At 40.7% G+C, this 17,569-nt stretch carries 20 protein-coding genes and 2 tRNA genes; 4 read left to right on the top strand and 18 right to left on the bottom strand.

The genetic code is table 11. The annotated features are described in order from the left end of the window. Window positions 1–67 precede the first annotated feature (67 nt). The 4 genes from FYJ75_RS09880 to FYJ75_RS09865 form a co-directional block, all read right to left on the bottom strand. On the bottom strand, window positions 68–1,030 hold the full coding sequence (locus FYJ75_RS09880; RefSeq protein ID WP_154430279.1) for a glycosyltransferase family 2 protein: 963 nt from the start codon (window positions 1,028–1,030) through the stop codon (window positions 68–70). Continuing rightward, window positions 1,011–3,551, bottom strand: a complete 2,541-nt coding sequence (locus tag FYJ75_RS09875) for a YfhO family protein (protein WP_154430278.1) — start codon at window positions 3,549–3,551, stop codon at window positions 1,011–1,013. The genes FYJ75_RS09880 and FYJ75_RS09875 overlap by 20 nt, the downstream gene beginning before the upstream one ends. A 2-nt stretch (window positions 3,552–3,553) precedes the next feature. Then, window positions 3,554–5,308, bottom strand: coding sequence for an LTA synthase family protein (locus FYJ75_RS09870; protein WP_154430277.1), 1,755 nt, complete (start codon window positions 5,306–5,308; stop codon window positions 3,554–3,556). Window positions 5,309–5,375: 67 nt separating this feature from the next. Beyond that, window positions 5,376–7,289, bottom strand: coding sequence for a GGDEF domain-containing protein (locus FYJ75_RS09865; protein WP_154430276.1), 1,914 nt, complete (start codon window positions 7,287–7,289; stop codon window positions 5,376–5,378). Window positions 7,290–7,456: 167 nt separating this feature from the next. Here FYJ75_RS09865 and FYJ75_RS09860 point away from each other — a divergent pair. Continuing rightward, window positions 7,457–7,540 (top strand) — tRNA-Leu (locus FYJ75_RS09860). Window positions 7,541–7,564: 24 nt separating this feature from the next. Then, window positions 7,565–7,635: transfer RNA gene (locus FYJ75_RS09855), tRNA-Gly, on the top strand. 68 nt (window positions 7,636–7,703) lie between these two features. Here FYJ75_RS09855 and FYJ75_RS09850 read toward each other — a convergent pair. The 13 genes from FYJ75_RS09850 to FYJ75_RS14515 form a co-directional block, all read right to left on the bottom strand. Next, entirely contained in the window at window positions 7,704–8,276 is a 573-nt protein-coding gene (locus FYJ75_RS09850) for a cysteine-rich KTR domain-containing protein (RefSeq protein ID WP_154430275.1), read from the bottom strand. 116 nt (window positions 8,277–8,392) lie between these two features. Then, on the bottom strand, window positions 8,393–9,235 hold the full coding sequence (locus tag FYJ75_RS09845; protein WP_154430274.1) for a hypothetical protein: 843 nt from the start codon (window positions 9,233–9,235) through the stop codon (window positions 8,393–8,395). A 9-nt stretch (window positions 9,236–9,244) separates the two neighbouring features. Beyond that, the gene (locus tag FYJ75_RS09840) at window positions 9,245–9,661 is read right to left on the bottom strand and encodes a hypothetical protein (protein ID WP_154430273.1); all 417 of its coding nucleotides are present in this window, start codon (window positions 9,659–9,661) and stop codon (window positions 9,245–9,247) included. A gap of 223 nt (window positions 9,662–9,884) precedes the next feature. Next, window positions 9,885–10,244 (bottom strand): phBC6A51 family helix-turn-helix protein, encoded by a 360-nt coding sequence (locus tag FYJ75_RS09835; protein WP_195838988.1) that lies wholly within the window; start codon window positions 10,242–10,244, stop codon window positions 9,885–9,887. Continuing rightward, the gene (locus FYJ75_RS09830; protein ID WP_154430271.1) at window positions 10,225–10,506 is read right to left on the bottom strand and encodes a hypothetical protein; all 282 of its coding nucleotides are present in this window, start codon (window positions 10,504–10,506) and stop codon (window positions 10,225–10,227) included. The genes FYJ75_RS09835 and FYJ75_RS09830 overlap by 20 nt, the downstream gene beginning before the upstream one ends. 193 nt (window positions 10,507–10,699) lie before the next feature. Then, on the bottom strand, window positions 10,700–10,861 hold the full coding sequence (locus FYJ75_RS09825; RefSeq protein ID WP_154430270.1) for a hypothetical protein: 162 nt from the start codon (window positions 10,859–10,861) through the stop codon (window positions 10,700–10,702). Then, complete coding sequence (locus tag FYJ75_RS09820) at window positions 10,858–11,058, bottom strand: hypothetical protein (RefSeq protein WP_154430269.1); 201 nt, start codon at window positions 11,056–11,058, stop codon at window positions 10,858–10,860. The genes FYJ75_RS09825 and FYJ75_RS09820 overlap by 4 nt, the downstream gene beginning before the upstream one ends. A gap of 41 nt (window positions 11,059–11,099) precedes the next feature. Continuing rightward, the gene (locus FYJ75_RS09815; protein WP_154430268.1) at window positions 11,100–11,273 is read right to left on the bottom strand and encodes a hypothetical protein; all 174 of its coding nucleotides are present in this window, start codon (window positions 11,271–11,273) and stop codon (window positions 11,100–11,102) included. 58 nt (window positions 11,274–11,331) lie between these two features. Next, on the bottom strand, window positions 11,332–12,147 hold the full coding sequence (locus FYJ75_RS09810) for an ATP-binding protein (protein ID WP_235907071.1): 816 nt from the start codon (window positions 12,145–12,147) through the stop codon (window positions 11,332–11,334). Then, on the bottom strand, window positions 12,113–12,883 hold the full coding sequence (locus FYJ75_RS14520) for a hypothetical protein (RefSeq protein WP_235907070.1): 771 nt from the start codon (window positions 12,881–12,883) through the stop codon (window positions 12,113–12,115). The genes FYJ75_RS09810 and FYJ75_RS14520 overlap by 35 nt, the downstream gene beginning before the upstream one ends. A gap of 56 nt (window positions 12,884–12,939) precedes the next feature. Continuing rightward, complete coding sequence (locus FYJ75_RS09800; RefSeq protein ID WP_154430267.1) at window positions 12,940–13,137, bottom strand: LysR family transcriptional regulator; 198 nt, start codon at window positions 13,135–13,137, stop codon at window positions 12,940–12,942. Window positions 13,138–13,143: 6 nt separating this feature from the next. Beyond that, the gene (locus FYJ75_RS09795; RefSeq protein WP_154430266.1) at window positions 13,144–13,287 is read right to left on the bottom strand and encodes a hypothetical protein; all 144 of its coding nucleotides are present in this window, start codon (window positions 13,285–13,287) and stop codon (window positions 13,144–13,146) included. A gap of 40 nt (window positions 13,288–13,327) precedes the next feature. Continuing rightward, window positions 13,328–13,522 (bottom strand): helix-turn-helix domain-containing protein, encoded by a 195-nt coding sequence (locus FYJ75_RS14515; protein WP_154430265.1) that lies wholly within the window; start codon window positions 13,520–13,522, stop codon window positions 13,328–13,330. A 161-nt stretch (window positions 13,523–13,683) separates the two neighbouring features. On the opposite strand from FYJ75_RS14515, the gene FYJ75_RS09785 reads away from it, so the two are divergent. Further along, window positions 13,684–14,151 carry a helix-turn-helix domain-containing protein gene (locus tag FYJ75_RS09785; protein ID WP_154430264.1) on the top strand — a complete coding sequence of 156 codons (468 nt, stop codon included), beginning with the start codon at window positions 13,684–13,686 and terminating at the stop codon, window positions 14,149–14,151. 681 nt (window positions 14,152–14,832) lie between these two features. After that, the gene (locus FYJ75_RS09780) at window positions 14,833–15,921 is read left to right on the top strand and encodes a site-specific integrase (protein WP_154430263.1); all 1,089 of its coding nucleotides are present in this window, start codon (window positions 14,833–14,835) and stop codon (window positions 15,919–15,921) included. A 186-nt stretch (window positions 15,922–16,107) separates the two neighbouring features. Here FYJ75_RS09780 and FYJ75_RS09775 read toward each other — a convergent pair whose 3' ends face one another. Beyond that, window positions 16,108–17,376: a diaminopimelate decarboxylase gene (locus FYJ75_RS09775; RefSeq protein ID WP_154430262.1), complete on the bottom strand. Its 1,269-nt coding sequence runs from the start codon at window positions 17,374–17,376 to the stop codon at window positions 16,108–16,110. Window positions 17,377–17,569: the final 193 nt, after the last annotated feature.

The following is a 17,569-nucleotide window of genomic DNA, read 5'->3' as shown; positions in this document are numbered from 1 at the left end:
TCCCTCCATTTCTGTCTTACCTGCACTCTATTCCCTATTATGACACAAGGAAAGCGGAAATTCAATCTCACGATTTTCCTGTTTCTATATTTGATTCTTTAATAATATAATGCGGTCTTTTCTTCACTTCCATATAGATCTTTGAAATGTACTGTCCCATGATTCCCATGCAAAACAGCTGAATTCCTCCCAGGAAAGTAATAATACACACAAGAGAAGGCCATCCACTTACCGGATCTCCAAACAGAAAATAACGGATGATCTCGAACAGGATCGCGGCAAACGAAGCAATCGTAAGTCCGATTCCAAGATAGGATGCAAAAAGAAGCGGAACATTGGAAAAATTCACGATTCCATCCACCGAATATTTTACCAGTTTCCAGAAACTCCACTTTGTCTCTCCTGCTGTCCTTGCAACATTTTCATATTCAAGCCACCTTGTCTCATAGCCGACCCACGCAAAAATGCCTTTGGAGAACCGGTTATATTCACTCAGCGAAAGAATGCTGTCTACCATTGCTCTGTTCATAAGCCGGTAATCTCTTGCCCCATCCGCAATATCCACATCAGACATATGTCTCATAATTTTATAAAATGTACGGGCACAGAGCGAGCGGATCAATGGTTCTCCTTTACGGTTCACCCGTCTGGTTGCCACATTGTCGCAGATTCCTTCCGCCACCGGTTTTACCATCTGTGGAAGAAGTGATGGCGGATCCTGAAGATCCGCATCCATAGTTGCAACATAATCTCCTGTAGATGCTGCAAGCCCTGCAAGAAGTGCAGATTCCTTTCCAAAATTTCTGGAAAACGAGATGTATTTCACTCTCTGATCGGCTTCGGCAAGTTCCCTCATCTGAAGAATCGTCTGGTCTTTGGAACCGTCATTTACGAAAATAAACTCAAACTCATACTCCTCCATTCCGGAAGCAGTCTTATTCAGTTCTTCATACAGCTTTCGAAGTGTCTCCTGCTCGTTAAAGCAGGGAACAACAACACTGATCCGTTCTTTATTCTTCGTGTTTTCCATGAGTTCTCCTTCTTTGTCTGCGTATAAGCATCAACAAACCAAACAGGCCGATGCATACTGCGCTGATCGCTGCTCCATCCAAAAGTCCCGGTGTCATATATCGCAATTCGATGGAATGCTCACCCTCTGTCAGATGCACGCTGATAAAAGTTTCTTTGAATGACTCAATATCCTGTTCTGCCCCGTCCACATACAGTTTCCAACCAGCTTCATCCGGAATCGAGAAAATGAGCCTTCCCTCTTTTTTCACATCAATGCTGCCCGTAATATGTGTATCCGTCTGTGAGGTAAGCTCCATCGTCTGTTCCAAAAGGCGTTCGTAAGCCTGATCCACAACATCCAGATCCAGACGATACACCTGAAACGACAGATTTTCCATCAAAGCATTCGATATGGTAACGGTATCTCCGATTTTATGATAACCAAGATCAAGAAGATAACGATGTGTTGTTTTGGCATAATTCCGAACCGTTCCATCCTGGGATACCGCAGTCAGTGTATCTGCACTGCACCGGTCATAAACGGCATAATAATATCCTTCATCCTGGAAGACGATTGTGGATTCTCCCTCTAAATCCGTCTCACTGCAATCCGCATGCTGGAGCATATCTGCCTGTGCTCCCAAAGCATAGCCTAATGAATTTATATTTTTTATTTTTCCCCCTGTGGTATTATCCCACGCCTCCACTTCCTCTTCTGTCATCATAAAGCCAAGCGGAAGACAGTAATTATTCTTATATAATACCTTATCTCCGGAAGTTCCAACAATGGTGCGAAGCGGACTTTCGTCCATAGCATTGTCAGAAAGCATATATTTTACCGAAAGCATCGCCGAGATTAACGGAGTTGCCCCATTGTAACAGTAGAAATTCTTTCCACCTTCCATCAGTACTCTCTGATAAAAATGGCTCACATTGATATTCATAAGTGAAGAAAACTGCGTTCCGGAAGGATATCCATATAACATGTCGTCATTTTTCGTCATTCTCTCTGCATCTTCCACACGATAGAACCCGTTCCCGTCCTGCTCATTATCCTCTTCTGCCTGTTCCAGAAGTGACTGGTAATCGTCCATCTTAGCGGTATATGCAGTACGGCTTGTAACCGAAAAGCTCGTAACTGCCATATTCACAGTAAGCTCACAGATTACGACAACAAACGCCAGATTCCGGAACATTCTTCGCATCGCACGGTTGGACTTTTTGCAAAGCAGCAGGATCACTGCATAGATTGCCAGAAAAATGCCGGTCACATAAAATGCCAGCGGATCAACCAGTTCCGCATCCATCTGCATAAAACCTGCAATGAGTACGCCACTACCAGCCAGAAAAGCCACTACAATATGCCAGATTTTATTTCCTTTCCATTTCCGTATCGTCTCAAATGACATCACAAGAATTAAGAACGAATACAAAAAGCTTTGTCTTCCCGGGAGTGAATCTGGAAAATGCAGCCCATGCCAGATAAAATCCAGATAATTATTGGAAAAACTAATCAGGAAGAAACCAAGCATTGCAAGTGAAGGAATCTTTTTCTTCCATGAGATTCTGCGGTTAAACACATAGAGAACCACACACAACATTGTAAAAACACCGGTATAAAGATTCGGCCAGTGTTCCCTTCCCGTGTAAACATATGCGGTGAGACAGTTTCTCGAAAGCTCCTGGATCAGATTAAAATACCAGCTGACTGTTTCCGGGAAACTGATTCCCTGTGATCCACTGTATCCTAGGATCAGATATTCCGGGATTAACAGAATGGCCGCTGTTCCACCTGCAAGAAGCGAATAAATTCCAAAACGGATAAGTGCTCCCCATCTTTCCTCTTTCTGTGACACAAAAAGCACAAGAAAATAAAAGACCAGACACAGGCAGATCATGATTGAAATATAATAATTCGATACAATCGCCACTGCCAGCGATACATAATATACGGCAACTTTATTCTCCTTTACTAATTTTTCAAGTCCAAGGAAAATAATTGGTGCCAGCACAATGCAGTCCATCCACATGATATTCCAGTTGTATGCTGCCACAAATCCACACATCGCATATGCGGTTCCACAGGCAATAGCCGGCACTCTGCTGTTAGCATGAAGCACTCCGTCTTTTCCAGTCAGTTGGAAATGATATTTCAGAAACAGGAAAAAAGTCACACCACTTAATGCTATCTTGGCAAGAATCAGCACCGTCATAAACTCGATCACATATGCTTTCGGGCACAGAATCAGAAGCCAGTTCAACGGACTGGCCAGATAATACGCATATAAGGACACAAAATCAGATCCAAGCCCCAGATTCCAGGAGTACAGAAGGCTTTCTCCGTTTTGGAGTTTCTCCAGAAATTCCGTAAAAAACGGGCAGTACTGATGATACATATCCACATGTAAAATACAATTCTCACCAAATGGATAGACTCCGTTTCCGATACAGATTCCCAGACAAGCCAGAAACGGGATCAGAAACGCAATCATATGCGGATAATATTTTTTCCTTGTAAGTTGTTTCCACCAGTTTTTCATTCTTAATCCTCTTTTTCATCAAACAGGCTGTAATATTGCAGCTGTTGATATTGAAGTAGTCCTTTCTTTTCTTCTTTACTATTCGTCTCCGTTCCGTCTGCCTTTTCAACACGGACCGCTGATATGACCGGATAATCTTTTTCAAGTTCCAGCAGATAATTCTGATATGCGGATGTCGGAACGCCGGCAGTCTGAAGTACTCTGGCTGCAAGATAATTTGCGCTCGTATCCTCTCCGGTGCCTTCCTCAATATCATAATTTGCCCAGATAACATACGGAACCTGATAGCGCAGTCTCTGGTCTTCACTGTTTAACGAATTCACATCTTTCCCATTCAAAGCCAGAACCGGTGCTGCAACACTGTCTGCCGGCTGATGATCACCAAAAAACACAATGATTGTCTTTTCCTTCTGCCCTGCAAAATAATCAATCAGATTTTCCAGAGCCTGATCCGTCCGTTTAATCAGGGACAGATACTGTTCCAGCACAAAGCTGTCTGTACCTGTAACCGTAACATCCGGTGTGAAATTATTATATGCATCCGTATAGCTTCCATGATTCTGCATGGTTACATTAAAGATAAATGCCGGATGACCTTCGTCTTTCTGTTCATACGTCTGAATGATATTTTTAAAATCACTGTCATCACTTACGTATTTTCTTAAGAAAGTTTTATCTGTAAAATCATCAAAAAATCTGGTATTTTCAAATCCAAGAAGCGGATAGACACGATCTCTGTCCCATCCGGAAGCATTATACGGGTGCATTCCATATGTTTCATATCCCAGCCCGGAAAGATATTCTGCCAGGCTTGGAGTTTCGCTCTTAATGTACTGCTGATACGGAATACTTCCTGCCGGAAGAAATGCCATCGTATTTCCGGTCAGAAATTCAAATTCTGTATTTGCCGTATTGCCCCCACAGACAGACACATTCAGGTATCCGGTAACCGTATTGTCATTGCCCTGTTCCAGGCTATGTACAAATGGCATATAATCCTCATTGGGCTCAAAGTCTCCTACCACTGACAGATCTGAAAATGCCTCATCCATAATCACAATAATGTTCGGTAAATCCTCTGTATTGTCTGCTGCATCTGCGCTTTCATAGGTCTCCAGAGTCTCTTTTGCATCCTCCGCATGATAATCCGCTGGTCTGTCCACCGCAATATACTCCAGATTCATGGCAAATGTAACAAGCATACCGTTCACCTGTGTCATATACGCTGGTGTAAATAAAAACGGATACAGATAATGCTTTGTTTTAAAATCATCATTCTGAAGTGCATTTACAAAGACACAGAGCACCAGTACGACAAGCGCTGCGGATATCATTCTTGCATATAATTTCCATTCAGATCGGAAACGCAAAAAACGGACGCAAAAAATCAGTGCAAGAAAAAGAATGCTTACTAAAATCACCCTTCCTGAAGGCGTAAAATCATAGTTTCCCGCTACACTGGCAGCCGTATTTACCGATAAAATATCCCATGGAACAAACGGCGTTGAACGAAATTCCATAACATAATGGTTCACCAGTCCAAAGATCATAACCGCAACAAGCTCGATCCGAAGCGCCAACACAGCTCTTCCAGCCAGAAAAAATAAAGTCCATGCGGTCAGTTCCAACAAGAAAATATTAAAAAGCTGGGCTTCTGTTCTTACCTCCTGAAACGGATTATGCTGATAAAATTCCAGAAGATAAAAACAAATGACAGGAATCAGGGAAAACAAAATTGCCTTCCCTGACACTGTCATGATCCTTTTCTTCTGATTCGGTTGTAACAAATTACTAAAAACTTCCACTTACTCTATCTTCTTTCTATCATAATGGGGCATCCACTCTCTCAGCCTTACGAGCCCTTTTCAGACGATACATTTCCTCATCAGCCTCATTGATGCAATCATTCAGTGATGAAGAACTTCTGTCTGCGATCACATAACCGATACTTGCTTCAATCCGGAAACCAGATCTGTGCGTATCCGATATTTTCTGCAATGTATGCTCAATTTTGCTCTTTAGTTCTTCCGCTTTCGCCTGATCATAGTCCGGAATAAGTACCACAAATTCGTCTCCTCCGTATCTCATGGAAACTGCACTTTGTGGGCAGCACTGACGGATTCCCGACGCAATACTGCTGATGGCAAGATTTCCCATATCATGTCCAAAATTATCATTGATGTATTTCAAATGATCTGCATCCACAAACATGACCATGATTGTCCTGTTCTCTTTCATACATCTCTCATAGAGTGGTATCGCTAGCTTATTATATGCCATCCGGTTATATAATCCGGTAAGTGAATCCATAATGTACAAAAGAGACAGCTTTTTGTTCATTCTTTTCAGCACAAGTCTTCCGTACAGATTCTCAAGTGACTCCTGAATTGTCGTCATGATCTCAAACAAAAGCTGATGGTTTAAAATATAATCGCAGTTCTGTAAAACCAGATATCCAACTTCTCTGTCACGGAAATGGATTGGAGCAAACAGATACAGATTTCCGGGTGCTTCCTTCCATAACTGTGGAATCAGTTCTCCCTTTTTCCGCTCCATACTACAATACTGCTTTCCATGTCCACATGCAAGAACCAGATCCATCTCTTCCGGATACCCCTTTTTAACATATGCTTCTGCCATATCTTCTTCCAGAATATCCATCTCTTCCGCCTGCAGGATGTCCCTGTTCATATAAAAATACATTCCTTCGCAATGCAGACCTCTGAAATACGGCGGAAGCCACTCTGCCAGTTCCAGATAACTGTTGCATTCCAGAAGATGACGCTTTAAATCCAGCATCTCATTCAGAAAATCTGTCTCACGTACTTCCCCGAATATCCGATCGATCACATACTGTCCTCTGCTGACCGGATGCCTTGCTTTGCATCCACAGCTATCCTGAAATACCCACTGTACATCCACATATAAAATCCGTTCCGTCTTATTGCCTCTCCAGATCTGATCCAGCAATCCCATTGCTTTATATGCAATGTTTTCTTTCGTAAAGCCTACAGTTGTAATCCTCGGTTCATAGATACATGCTTTATCAAAATTATCAAATCCGGTCACAAGAAAATCATCCGGAATCCGATATCCAAGTTCTGCAGCACGATGGCAGAGTCCGACCGCAATGTTATCGTTGGCACATACAAACGCCTCCGGAAGAAGCTCTCTGTTCAGAAAATAATCAAATCCCCATTCACCTGTATCGATCTCATAGTCTTTATGAATGATCCTCTGTTCTTCCACTTCTATTCCATGACGTTTCAAAACATCACAGTAAGCTGCAAGTCTTTCCTTGTTTTCGCCATTCCAGACCGGTCCTCCCACATAATTCAGTGTTTTGCATCCGTGTTCTGTCACCAGATGCTCCACAATCTTCTCCATTGCAGAATAATTATTGATTCCCGTATAATATAACCCTGGAATCTCTTCTAACAGAGAAACGGCCGGAACTTGGGACTTCTTCACATTATCGATGATCTCATTCCGGATATTCTCCGGTGAAATATTCGTCACCTCCAGAATAATACCATCAAATTCCCTGAAATCTGGAAGATTTACAATATTATATTCTCCATTATTGAATTTCTCGTCTCTGCTGAAATTACCAAAACTATTAAAGACATAAATATCAACATCCAGATGATGTTCTTTTATATACTGTCTGCTGCCACTGATCCATGCATAATTTGCGAATCTACGCCAGCCATCTGTAACAATTGCTATTTTTTTCATCGTAAAGCCACCCCATCAGCAATACATGTAATGTAACTATTATACCCGAAAGTTTCCGCTGCTTCCAGTAATTTTTCTTAATATTTTCTACATTTTGGTTGATTTTATTTTATTTTTATGTTAACATAGTCACTGTTCAGTCGCAACGTCTTTGTTGCTATGAATGCGCCGGCATGTCGGAATTGGCAGACGAGGCAGACTCAAAATCTGTTGATGGCAACATCGTGTGGGTTCAAGTCCCACTGCCGGCATCCAAATGAATATGACAACTACTTGCAGATATGGTTCATCGGTAGAACGCTAGCTTCCCAAGCTGGAGAGGCGGGTCCGATTCCCGTTATCTGCTTTTTTAATGCTGAGTTGTGCTTATATATAGCATTCCTCAGCTTTTTTGATACTGTTTTGATACTATAGTTATAAATGCATGGCAACTCTCTCTGTTGCACTAGTCCTTGTATTTAAGAACGACTTAACACCCGTTCCCTTCATACCCTCATCACGAATCATGTGCGGATCTATCCAGAACGACTTATTAATATACCTATGATATGGTATATTCTTTTTATCAATATTCCACCAACTAATTATATATTCATCATGACAAATTTTACAATATGCTGGAAGATTTATAACCTTTGTTTCACTTGTCAGTTTTAAGATTCTCTTACGGCATACAGGGCACAATGCCCATCCGTCAACTTCCTGAATAAAATTATCGGGGAGTTCTTCCTCTTTTTGGGGTTGCACTTTTTCTTTCTTTCGTTCTGTTTTCTTGTTCGGGACACACTGATCCATATCCTCATCAATCATACAAAGTTGCATAAAAGCATGTATCAATTTCTGAAAACGTTTCGATAGTTTCTTAGGCTCTGCACCATCGTCACACGCCATATTATTCAAATCTACGGTTGTTCGTGTAAAACTATACAACACATCGTAATATGCTCCAATGCTCTGATCACACTCACTAAGTTTCTTCTCTGCCATGTATCTTGTCTCCATATAGGAGTAGTGCCCGAAACTACATTTCTGTAACTCCAGGCGCTCCCATTTTCCTACGTTGTTATATATTAATCGCATACCAAAATGCAATCAATATCAGTTTATGATGCGGAATTTTCCTGATAATAGATACCCATTTTCTTGTTTTCAAAGATATAGGCATCATATACCACACGCCCCTCCACCAGTGTTCCGCTGACTCCTGGTGGGTCCTGATGCATGTTATACGCTTCAAGTCTCGTAGGTGCACAACATGCGGATTTGTGAGACAACATGAAACCGAAGTCTTCCGGCAGTCTTGATGCAGCAATCTTGAGCACTGCTGCCCCGTCAAGGTTTGCAATCACGCCTTTCTTCCTCATATCTGCACCGATTTCTGTTTCCATAACAATGTCTTTAGATTTCTTCATAAGAAGATAAATCTGCGGTGTTACTGTCAAAACCCTGTCCTCTTCCGGTACAAGAGCATCATCCAGAGCGGCGCTTGCCTTAATAATCTCATCATAAATATTCGTTGCTGTAAGTTTAACTGCTGCCGGCTTTGTCCCGGCTCCTGCCGCCATAACACCATATACATAATTATCAATTTCCGGGATAATGACTTCTCTTTGCTGTCTTGCAAGTGCCGTAGCTCCTGCAAGCTGTCCTCCTGTCTGGTCTTCATCCAGTTTGTCGATTACAAATGTAAAGGAACGATCTTTTGTGAGGGTCGCCGTCTCTGTAGTAGCGTCCAAACTCTTCAATGCTCCATATCTTGACCAATTGCTGCCAGTTGGACCGCTTCTACCATAATCTGACATTTCTGCGGTATTTACCTTATATATTTTTACTGACTGAGCACCGTCAAACGAGAAATTATTATTTGTCAGTAAACTTTTTTTACTCTCCTGCGTGAATAATTCATCCACATAAGGAAGATATTTCTTTACTAATTCAATAGCCATTTAATATACCTATTTCAGACCGAATGCATTGCGAACCGGATCAGATGGATTTACTCCAGCGCCTACTGCTCCAATTGGAGAACACGTCCCAATTACTCTCGGTTGCTCTCCGGTCTCACCTTTCATTTTTAATACTGCTTCCATACTCTTCTGGAAGTCTTCCTCTGTATTCATGTTAAGAGCATCTACGAGATAATCCGGCAATCCATTCTCTCTCAGCTTTTCCTTTGCTGTGAGTTTGCGCTCTCTCAGATCAAGCTCTGCTGCTCTCTTTGTTAATTCATCGTTGTCGTTTCCCTTGCTTCTTTCTTTCGCAAGTCTTTCCTGCACGATCCGGTTTACATCATCCTGTGTAAATGTTTTCTGCTGTGCCCCTTCTGTGCCTGTCTGTGTGCCCTCTGTAGAGGTATTCTGTAAATCGCTCATAAATATTTACCTTCCTTTCATTTTACGCCCGAAATAGGCTAATTCCGCTTACACGGTGCGTGCCCCGGAGCCTTTTTTCTTCATGCTCAGGAATATTCCAAAATCATCGCCGGGCAGGAGAAGGTTGGCCCGTATCTGTGGTTAGGAAAATATGGCAATATTCCACAACACTATTTTACCATAACTTATAGTTATATCAATAGTGTTATTATATAATTTGCTATTATTTTGCTATATCCTCTAATTTTTCAAGACGATCCAATATATCAACCTGCTCTGTCAATCTATAAGTATGTCGGAGCAGCATATCAATAGCATTGAGCCTTACCTGTGTGGAATTACCTTTATCATCGATCACTGCCACAAGCTCATTTACCGCTTTTTCCATGTTTGCCTGTAATCTATGACAATTATCTGCAAGCATTGCCCTGCGTTTTCCGTCATATTCCTTTTTGAATTCCTCATTTCTCAAATAACGATATATCGTTGCCTCACTGATCCCGGTTGCCTCAGCAGTTGCAGTAATTGTCGTATGAGCCAGTAACCCCGCTATAATAATCTCTTTAGTCTTTTCCTTTTTCATCCTCTTCCCTCTCTTCTGGCTGCTCCAGTTCATCTATGTCTCTATTCGGCAGCGGATGCAATATGGCATTAATCAGCTCCGCAAAATCACTTCCCGCTGTTTCTATGATGGGATTATCTGCATTTAACAGATCCTCAATTGGTGGCGTGCCATAAAATCGCTTCATTTCCCCATTCTGGTATTTTGCGTCAACTATTGGCAAATCATTTGCAAAGGCCTTTTCGAGACGTTTCAGCCTGGCTTCTATCATTCTTCTATCCATATGCTCCCCCTGTTGTACCTCGTATTTTCTTTCTTTTTCTCTTATATGATAGCATTATTTCATATGTTTTTCCATTTTTATTGCATATAGTGCTTTTCAATTAAAAAAGCCTATGCCAGGCATTTTATTACTTCTTTGCTCGGTATAGGCTTTTATGTGTCGAGGGCTTTGTTTCATTCAGAGCATTACCGCTCTATGCTTGTATTATAATTTCTGATCGCTTCCCTTGAAATGGAACAATGATTTCTGTATGCTCAACTAGGATCGGATCCAGAAACTGCAGCACGGTAGTAAGCTGTTCTTCTTTTTCATATTCGAGGGTAAGCATACACTGCCTGCCCCCTGTCTGTATCATACAGCACCTTCTTTCAGGCATGAACCGATTGTGATCCATAGCTTTTCCATGAATTTCTGTGCCGCCGGTCTGTCTGCACATGCATTCATCATTTCTTCTTTGATCTGTTCCTGATCTTCTTTTGGTAATCTTTTAAGATGCAGAACTATCTCTGCAACTTCCGGAACAATTGATATGTAAAATTCTCTTTCTGTCATTTTTCTCCTCCTATGGCATTTATTCGCACTTACGTATTCCCCTACTTTGTCAATAGCTGGTAAATGCTATCATACTTGAGCTTAATCAGATATAAGCTCTCTGTGAGAGATTTCATTACAGGTGTGTCAGACTGCGCATATCCATAGCACATTTCAAGTAAATTATTTGCATCATGGAATGCATCCATTATTTCTTCAAAATTTTTATTATCCATATGTTCCTCTTTCTGCCGGAATCTGCTATAATGCAGACGTAACCGGACTTTTCTGTGGTTATTGTGTTACATTGCCCTGTGATGGTGTTGCAGCACCGTCCTGGGCATTTTTCATTATGTTCTTTAGAAAATCCATGTTTTCATCGTGTGCCTGTATGGTCCTGATCGATTTCTCCGGCAAATCCAGTTTTATACACATACTAAAGATCCGGTCAACGATGCGTTCATTCAGCTTCAGCTTATCTATTGGAATATTACTGGTAAAGATCGTGACCTTTTTATTTGAGTATCTGTAATCAATCAGCTTGAATAATTCCGTATCAATCCATTCTTTTTTCGTTTCTGCTCCAAGATCATCCAGAATCAACAACTCTGCTGCCCATATCTTCTCAATGTCTTCTTTTTCAATAAAGTCTTTATAACTTTTCTTTGTCATTTCGAGAAGCTCCGGCACCGATATAAATTTTACGCATATATCCACATACTCCATAACACCATTAGCAAGACAGCACGCCAGCAACGTTTTTCCACTACCCTTTGTCTTGGAGAAAATATACAATCCTTTGCCCTTCCTCCGGTACTCTCCGAACTGTTCAATAAATGATTGCGCTATCCTTTCTTGGGATGAAACATTCTCTCCATACAGGTCCCATCGGAATTTTTTCATTGTGGCATCTAAGTAATTAAAGGGTATAAGGGAACGTGATCTTCTGAACTCTCCGTTACTGATCTCCCTATTCTCGATATATTCTGCATAACCGTAATCCTTTACCTGATAAGCTACAAGATCACACATTTTCCCATCATGCTGTTCTATACGCTCCCTAGACAATTCCTCTTTACTTATATCCAAGTTCTTTCCATAATTTTTCATATTCATCACTGTCTTGATATATAGACCGGTCTCCTTCCTCTTCGCATTCTGTTACAGGCTCTGTATAGTTTGCATCCAGATAATCTACGTACCCACTGTTAAAGAATGTGCTGCCGTTCTGAGGCTTTCTCCATTCATCCTTGGAAAGATCATTCGTATACCGTTTGATTGCCCGGCTCAACTCATCATAACCGATTTCAAACAATGCTTTTTTCTTGGAAGCGCTAATCTGCCCTTTTCCTTTTTTATTTGGGTATAACTTCCAGATCTTTTCAAAAAACTCATCAATGTCAGCTTTGCTCGCTTTTGGTGCAGCGTCAGATGCACATAGTTTATTATCTTTACTTTCCTTATCTAACCTATACTTACCTATGCGGACATTTGCCAGACATTTGCCAGACACTTGACCGTCATTTGTCTGACAAATAGACTTTACTCGTGAGTAATACGATGGTTTTGATTCTTTTAACATAGCATCTGGTACTATTTCCAACAGCAGCTCTTTGTAAATACTATCAACTTTTCGATCAGCTCTAATATTATTATTTTCAAGCCAATCATTTAAGAATGTGACCATATCACTATTAAGCAACGTTGCAAATCCTTTTGAGATTATCACTCTCAGATCATCCTCTGATGCCCCTATTGAACACATTACAGGATATGCTTCAACAACTCCATCATCATCGGCATGCATTCCTAAATGAAAGTACAGATTTTGAGAGGTTGCCGGCATTTTTAAAAATCTCGTTGACTCCGTCACCCTGGAGCTAAACATCCTCCTACTCGCCATTATTCACATGCTACCCCCTTTCCGTCATAGACACGCTCATAGAAATATTTTGCATTAATCTTGCCACGATTCACAATGTAGCCCTTGCTGGTCATTTCATCATTCAACTGACGTATAATTGTATATGCCCTGCTTACGCTGCATTCCATAATCTGTGACACGTCTGTGGCAGTCAAAAATCTTTTTTCGCCTTCCATATGTTCTTATCCCTCCGTTTTTTCTCTTTTCTCGATAATCGTAAGAGCCTTAATGATGCCTCTCAGAATATCATCTTCCATATATGATGATAACGTATATTCATCGTTGACTTCTTTCAGAATAATTTTCGCTTTTTCTTCTTTGCTCATAAGTTGCTCCTTTCTCTCTTACTACATCGCCGCCAGGCTTTTAGTCCTCTAAAATTTCTGTTACGTCTACACCAAGAGCTTCCGCTATTCTTCCAACGGTTCCCGGCTTGCATGTACCTCTTGAATACACAGTACAAATTGTGTTCACTGACATTTTTGCTTTTTCTGCTAAGTCATTACGGTTAAGTTTTGCACGTGCCATTGCGATTTCTACTTTCTTTTTGCTTACTTTCACTGTTTTATCCTCCTTAATTATTTCTTGCACTTGCAAGATTTGATTATATGTTACTGTGCATTTGCAAGATTGTCAATAGTTTTTTGTACAAATGCAAGTTTTTTATATACAAATGCAAGTTTTTATGGTTTAATAATTAATAGAAAGTGAGGTGTTTACCATTGGCCATAGGAAGAAATTTGCAAATTGCACTGAAGGACATAGATATGACCGTTGCCGAACTATCAAGAAAAAGTGGCGTTTCAACTAACACTTTATATGCAATAATACGACGAGACAGCAAAAAAGTTGATACAACTATTTTAAAAAAAATATGCGAAGCCAGCGGAATTCCTATATATGACCTCTTAGATGATGTTACGTCTGATGAGGATTTTCCTTTTTACGATTATTTATGCGCTGAAACTGATGCAGATCGTAAAGAGGTTAAAGATAGAGTGGTAAAGTATCTAAAAAATAAAGATTCTGAATTAAGCTCATATATAGCGGAATCCTTAAAAACCGATGAAATGTTTATGCAGATATCATCTGCATATGATTCGCTAAATTTTTTAGGAAAAAAAGAAGCTCATAAACGCGTACAGGAATTAACCGAAATTCCACGATATACCAAACCGGACAAGGACTAGCCGGGTGCAATATTGCTCTGGGCAGTCCTTTCTTCCGAAAATGGAATGAAGCCACTCAGATTTGAGCGGGTTGTCCAAAGGGTGTGCGTACAATTCGCACCCTTAAAACTGCGCTGCCGAAGGTAACTTATCGCCAAAAATGACGAAAATAAGCGTACTCAAAATTGAGTAAAACCCTGCATAAAAAAGTACGGGGTGACCGAACCAATATTGCTTTTTGACTGATCTGTCCAAACCTGGACACACCGACAACGAGCGCAGTATTGCTCCGGTTCACAACGTGGGAAGTTTTTCCTTGGTTGCCAAAGCAAATATTCACCCCGGCAGAATTTATCACATTGACAATATAATATACTTAATAGGGAAGCCGGGGAACGGTTGCATCTACTCCGAGCCTGTGAAGGGGATGATGCCGATGGTTACATATTCAGATCTGTTCACGTTTGTGATAATGATATGTGCTATTGTTACACTTGTAAGAGATTTTAGACATAAAAAATAACCGTCCTGCTCCTGGTAAGAACTGACGGTTATTTTATAACTTGATATTCGCCGGAGTAGATAGCTGGTACCTATCTATCGGCTTTCCTGTTAAGTATATTATACGTATAAGGCACAAAAAAATCAATACCTATCTCTTTTACTACATCGCCGCCAGAGATATAGAAAAGAGGTAATAATATGCCAATATATCACGATGAAAAAACAAACACCTGGTACGTGAAACTATACTATCAGGACTATACCGGGACAAAGAAACAGAAAATGAAGCGCGGGTTTAAGCTGCAACGAGAAGCCAAAGAATGGGAGCATGAATTTATCACAAAGCAAGCAGCACAGCCCTCTATGCCTTTCAGAACGCTTGCAGAGCTATATCTCGAAGATAAGCAGGCACACACAAAGAAAATCACCTACGAAACGAAAAAGAACCGGATCAATACTTGGATATTGCCATACTTCAATACGCAACCCATCAATGAAATCAGTGCACCGGATGTAAGAAAATGGCAAGCAACCTTAAAAGAATCTAAGAATGCTAATAATGCCCCTTTATCCGCTGGTTATATGCAAAACCTTGTTATGGAGCTGTCAAGCATGTTTAACTTTGCAGTGCGCTTTTATGGGCTTGCGGTCAATCCTTGCCATATTGCGGGGAATACAGTAGGAAAGAAAGCACGCAGTCTGAACTTCTGGACCAAAGATGAGTTTGATAAATTCATAAGTACGTTTGACAAGTCGAGCCCTTATTATGTGGCATTCCTTATACTCTACTACTGCGGAATGCGTATAGGAGAACTGGAAGCCCTCACTGCTGCTGATGTGGATCTTAATGCGAACACTATAACCATTAACAAAACCTATCATCTAATCAATGGCCAGGGTGTTGTTACAACGCCAAAGACACAGAAAGCCAACCGGACAATCACAATTCCACCATTCCTATCTGCAGTTATACGGGAATATGAGAATCGCATATACGGTTTAGAGGGTGATATACGCCTGTTCACGGCTTCTCATTCAACCTATGCCCGTCTAATGGAAGAACATACAAAGCAGGCCAATATAAAGCGTATACGACTCCACGATATAAGGCATTCACATGCGAGCCTGTTAATTGAGCTTGGCTTTTCAGCGCTTCTGGTGTCGGAAAGACTTGGTCATGAAAACGTATCAACAACACTTAACATTTACTCCCATTTGTTCCCTTCCAAGCAGATAGAGGTAGCGGAAAAACTGGAAAAGTTGTGTAAAAATAACTCTTATTTATGATACTAAAATGATACTATAAAATTGTATATATAAAAAAATAACGGGGAAAACAAGCCTAATTTATATATTTTTCAGCCAAAAATAGCTAAAAAACCATGTAAATTTGCGACTTGCGATTCCCGTTATCTGCTTTTTTATATATAAAAACACCATCCGGTCTGGATGGTGTTTTTCTTCGTCAATATGCTATTCAGTAATATGGATATCATCAAAACAGTCAAATGTTGCAAAATAATCTTTCGGTGTTTCTGCTCTTCGGATAAGCTGTACGGAACCATCCTCTTTCAGAAGCAGTTCTGCCGATTTCAGTTTACCATTGTAATTGTATCCCATGGAGAATCCATGTGCTCCGGTATCATGAATTACCAGATAATCTCCCATCTCAATCTCAGGAAGCATTCTGTCAACTGCAAACTTGTCACAGTTCTCGCACAGGGAACCTGTCACATCATATTTGTGATCACATGGTGCATCTTCTTTTCCAAGTACCGTAATATGATGATATGCGCCATAAATTGCAGGTCTCATAAGGTTTACTGCACATGCATCTACACCAATGTACTCTTTGTAGATGTGTTTCTGGTTAATTGCCTTTGTCACAAGGCAGCCATATGGTCCCATCATAAATCTTCCCATCTCGGAGTAGATTGCCACATCTCCCATACCAGCCGGAACCAGAACTTCATCATATACTTTATGAACGCCTTCGCCAATCACACGGATATCATTCGGCTCTTTGTCCGGAGTATACGGGATTCCGACTCCACCGGAAAGATTGACAAACTTGATATCGCATCCTGTCTTTTCTTTTAATTCTACTACCAGTTCAAACAGCTGTTTTGCAAGCTGCGGATAATACTCATTTGTTACCGTATTACTTGCAAGGAATGCATGAATTCCGAACTTCTTGGCACCCTTTGCCTTTAAGATCTTGTATGCCTCAATAATCTGCTCCTTGGTCATACCATACTTGGCATCTCCAGGGTTGTCCATGATTCCATTGCTCATCTGGAACACTCCGCCCGGATTATAACGGCAGCTGATCGTCTCTGGAATATATCCCAGTGTATCCTCTAAAATCTGAATATGTGTAAAGTCATCCAGATTGATAATTCCACCAAGCTTATTGCAGTAAGCAAATTCCTGTGGCGGTGTATCATTGGAAGAAAACATAATGTGATCTCCGGAAAACCCAGTTGATTTTGCAAGCATCAGTTCCGTATAGGAAGAACAGTCACATCCACAGTCATATTCCTGCAGAATCTTAAGCAGGTATGGATTTGGAGTTGCTTTCACGGCAAAATACTCACGGAATCCAGGATTCCATGCAAATGCTTCCTTTACTGCTTTTGCATTCTCCCGAATGCCTTTCTCATCATATAAATGAAACGGTGTTGGATAGGTCTTTACGATCTCCTCAACCTGTTCTTTCGTTACAAACGGTGTCTTCTTCATATATTCCTCCCATATCGAATCTTCTGTTCGCTTTTATACTTTATCATGCTAAATACTTTGCTTTCACTATGCTACAACATATTTTTCGGAAATTCAAGTTTTTTTGCGTATTTTTCCTGTTCGTTCCTGAGAAAATATGTTATACTTGGCGTGATGTGATAATGAATCATACATATAGTAAGAAAGGAGCAGT

Origin of the sequence: Roseburia porci (assembly GCF_009695765.1) — a bacterium.
In the GTDB taxonomy this organism is placed as follows: Bacteria; Bacillota; Clostridia; order Lachnospirales; family Lachnospiraceae; genus Roseburia; species Roseburia porci.
This window is presented reverse-complemented; position numbering and strand designations above follow the sequence as displayed.

Excerpts from the sequence above, each read along its gene's own strand:
- FYJ75_RS09880 (WP_154430279.1), bottom strand. The coding sequence starts at position 1,030 with ATGGAAAACACGAAGAATAAAGAACGGATCAGTGTTGTTGTTCCCTGC.
- FYJ75_RS09875 (WP_154430278.1), bottom strand. The coding sequence starts at position 3,551 with ATGAAAAACTGGTGGAAACAACTTACAAGGAAAAAATATTATCCGCAT.
- FYJ75_RS09870 (WP_154430277.1), bottom strand. The coding sequence starts at position 5,308 with ATGACAGTGTCAGGGAAGGCAATTTTGTTTTCCCTGATTCCTGTCATT.
- FYJ75_RS09865 (WP_154430276.1), bottom strand. The coding sequence starts at position 7,289 with ATGAAAAAAATAGCAATTGTTACAGATGGCTGGCGTAGATTCGCAAAT.
- FYJ75_RS09850 (WP_154430275.1), bottom strand. The coding sequence starts at position 8,276 with ATGGCAGAGAAGAAACTTAGTGAGTGTGATCAGAGCATTGGAGCATAT.
- FYJ75_RS09845 (WP_154430274.1), bottom strand. The coding sequence starts at position 9,235 with ATGGCTATTGAATTAGTAAAGAAATATCTTCCTTATGTGGATGAATTA.
- FYJ75_RS09840 (WP_154430273.1), bottom strand. The coding sequence starts at position 9,661 with ATGAGCGATTTACAGAATACCTCTACAGAGGGCACACAGACAGGCACA.
- FYJ75_RS09835 (WP_195838988.1), bottom strand. The coding sequence starts at position 10,244 with ATGAAAAAGGAAAAGACTAAAGAGATTATTATAGCGGGGTTACTGGCT.
- FYJ75_RS09830 (WP_154430271.1), bottom strand. The coding sequence starts at position 10,506 with ATGGATAGAAGAATGATAGAAGCCAGGCTGAAACGTCTCGAAAAGGCC.
- FYJ75_RS09825 (WP_154430270.1), bottom strand. The coding sequence starts at position 10,861 with ATGATACAGACAGGGGGCAGGCAGTGTATGCTTACCCTCGAATATGAA.
- FYJ75_RS09820 (WP_154430269.1), bottom strand. The coding sequence starts at position 11,058 with ATGACAGAAAGAGAATTTTACATATCAATTGTTCCGGAAGTTGCAGAG.
- FYJ75_RS09815 (WP_154430268.1), bottom strand. The coding sequence starts at position 11,273 with ATGGATAATAAAAATTTTGAAGAAATAATGGATGCATTCCATGATGCA.
- FYJ75_RS09810 (WP_235907071.1), bottom strand. The coding sequence starts at position 12,147 with ATGAAAAATTATGGAAAGAACTTGGATATAAGTAAAGAGGAATTGTCT.
- FYJ75_RS14520 (WP_235907070.1), bottom strand. The coding sequence starts at position 12,883 with ATGCCGGCAACCTCTCAAAATCTGTACTTTCATTTAGGAATGCATGCC.
- FYJ75_RS09800 (WP_154430267.1), bottom strand. The coding sequence starts at position 13,137 with ATGGAAGGCGAAAAAAGATTTTTGACTGCCACAGACGTGTCACAGATT.
- FYJ75_RS09795 (WP_154430266.1), bottom strand. The coding sequence starts at position 13,287 with ATGAGCAAAGAAGAAAAAGCGAAAATTATTCTGAAAGAAGTCAACGAT.
- FYJ75_RS09780 (WP_154430263.1), top strand. The coding sequence starts at position 14,833 with ATGCCAATATATCACGATGAAAAAACAAACACCTGGTACGTGAAACTA.
- FYJ75_RS09775 (WP_154430262.1), bottom strand. The coding sequence starts at position 17,376 with ATGAAGAAGACACCGTTTGTAACGAAAGAACAGGTTGAGGAGATCGTA.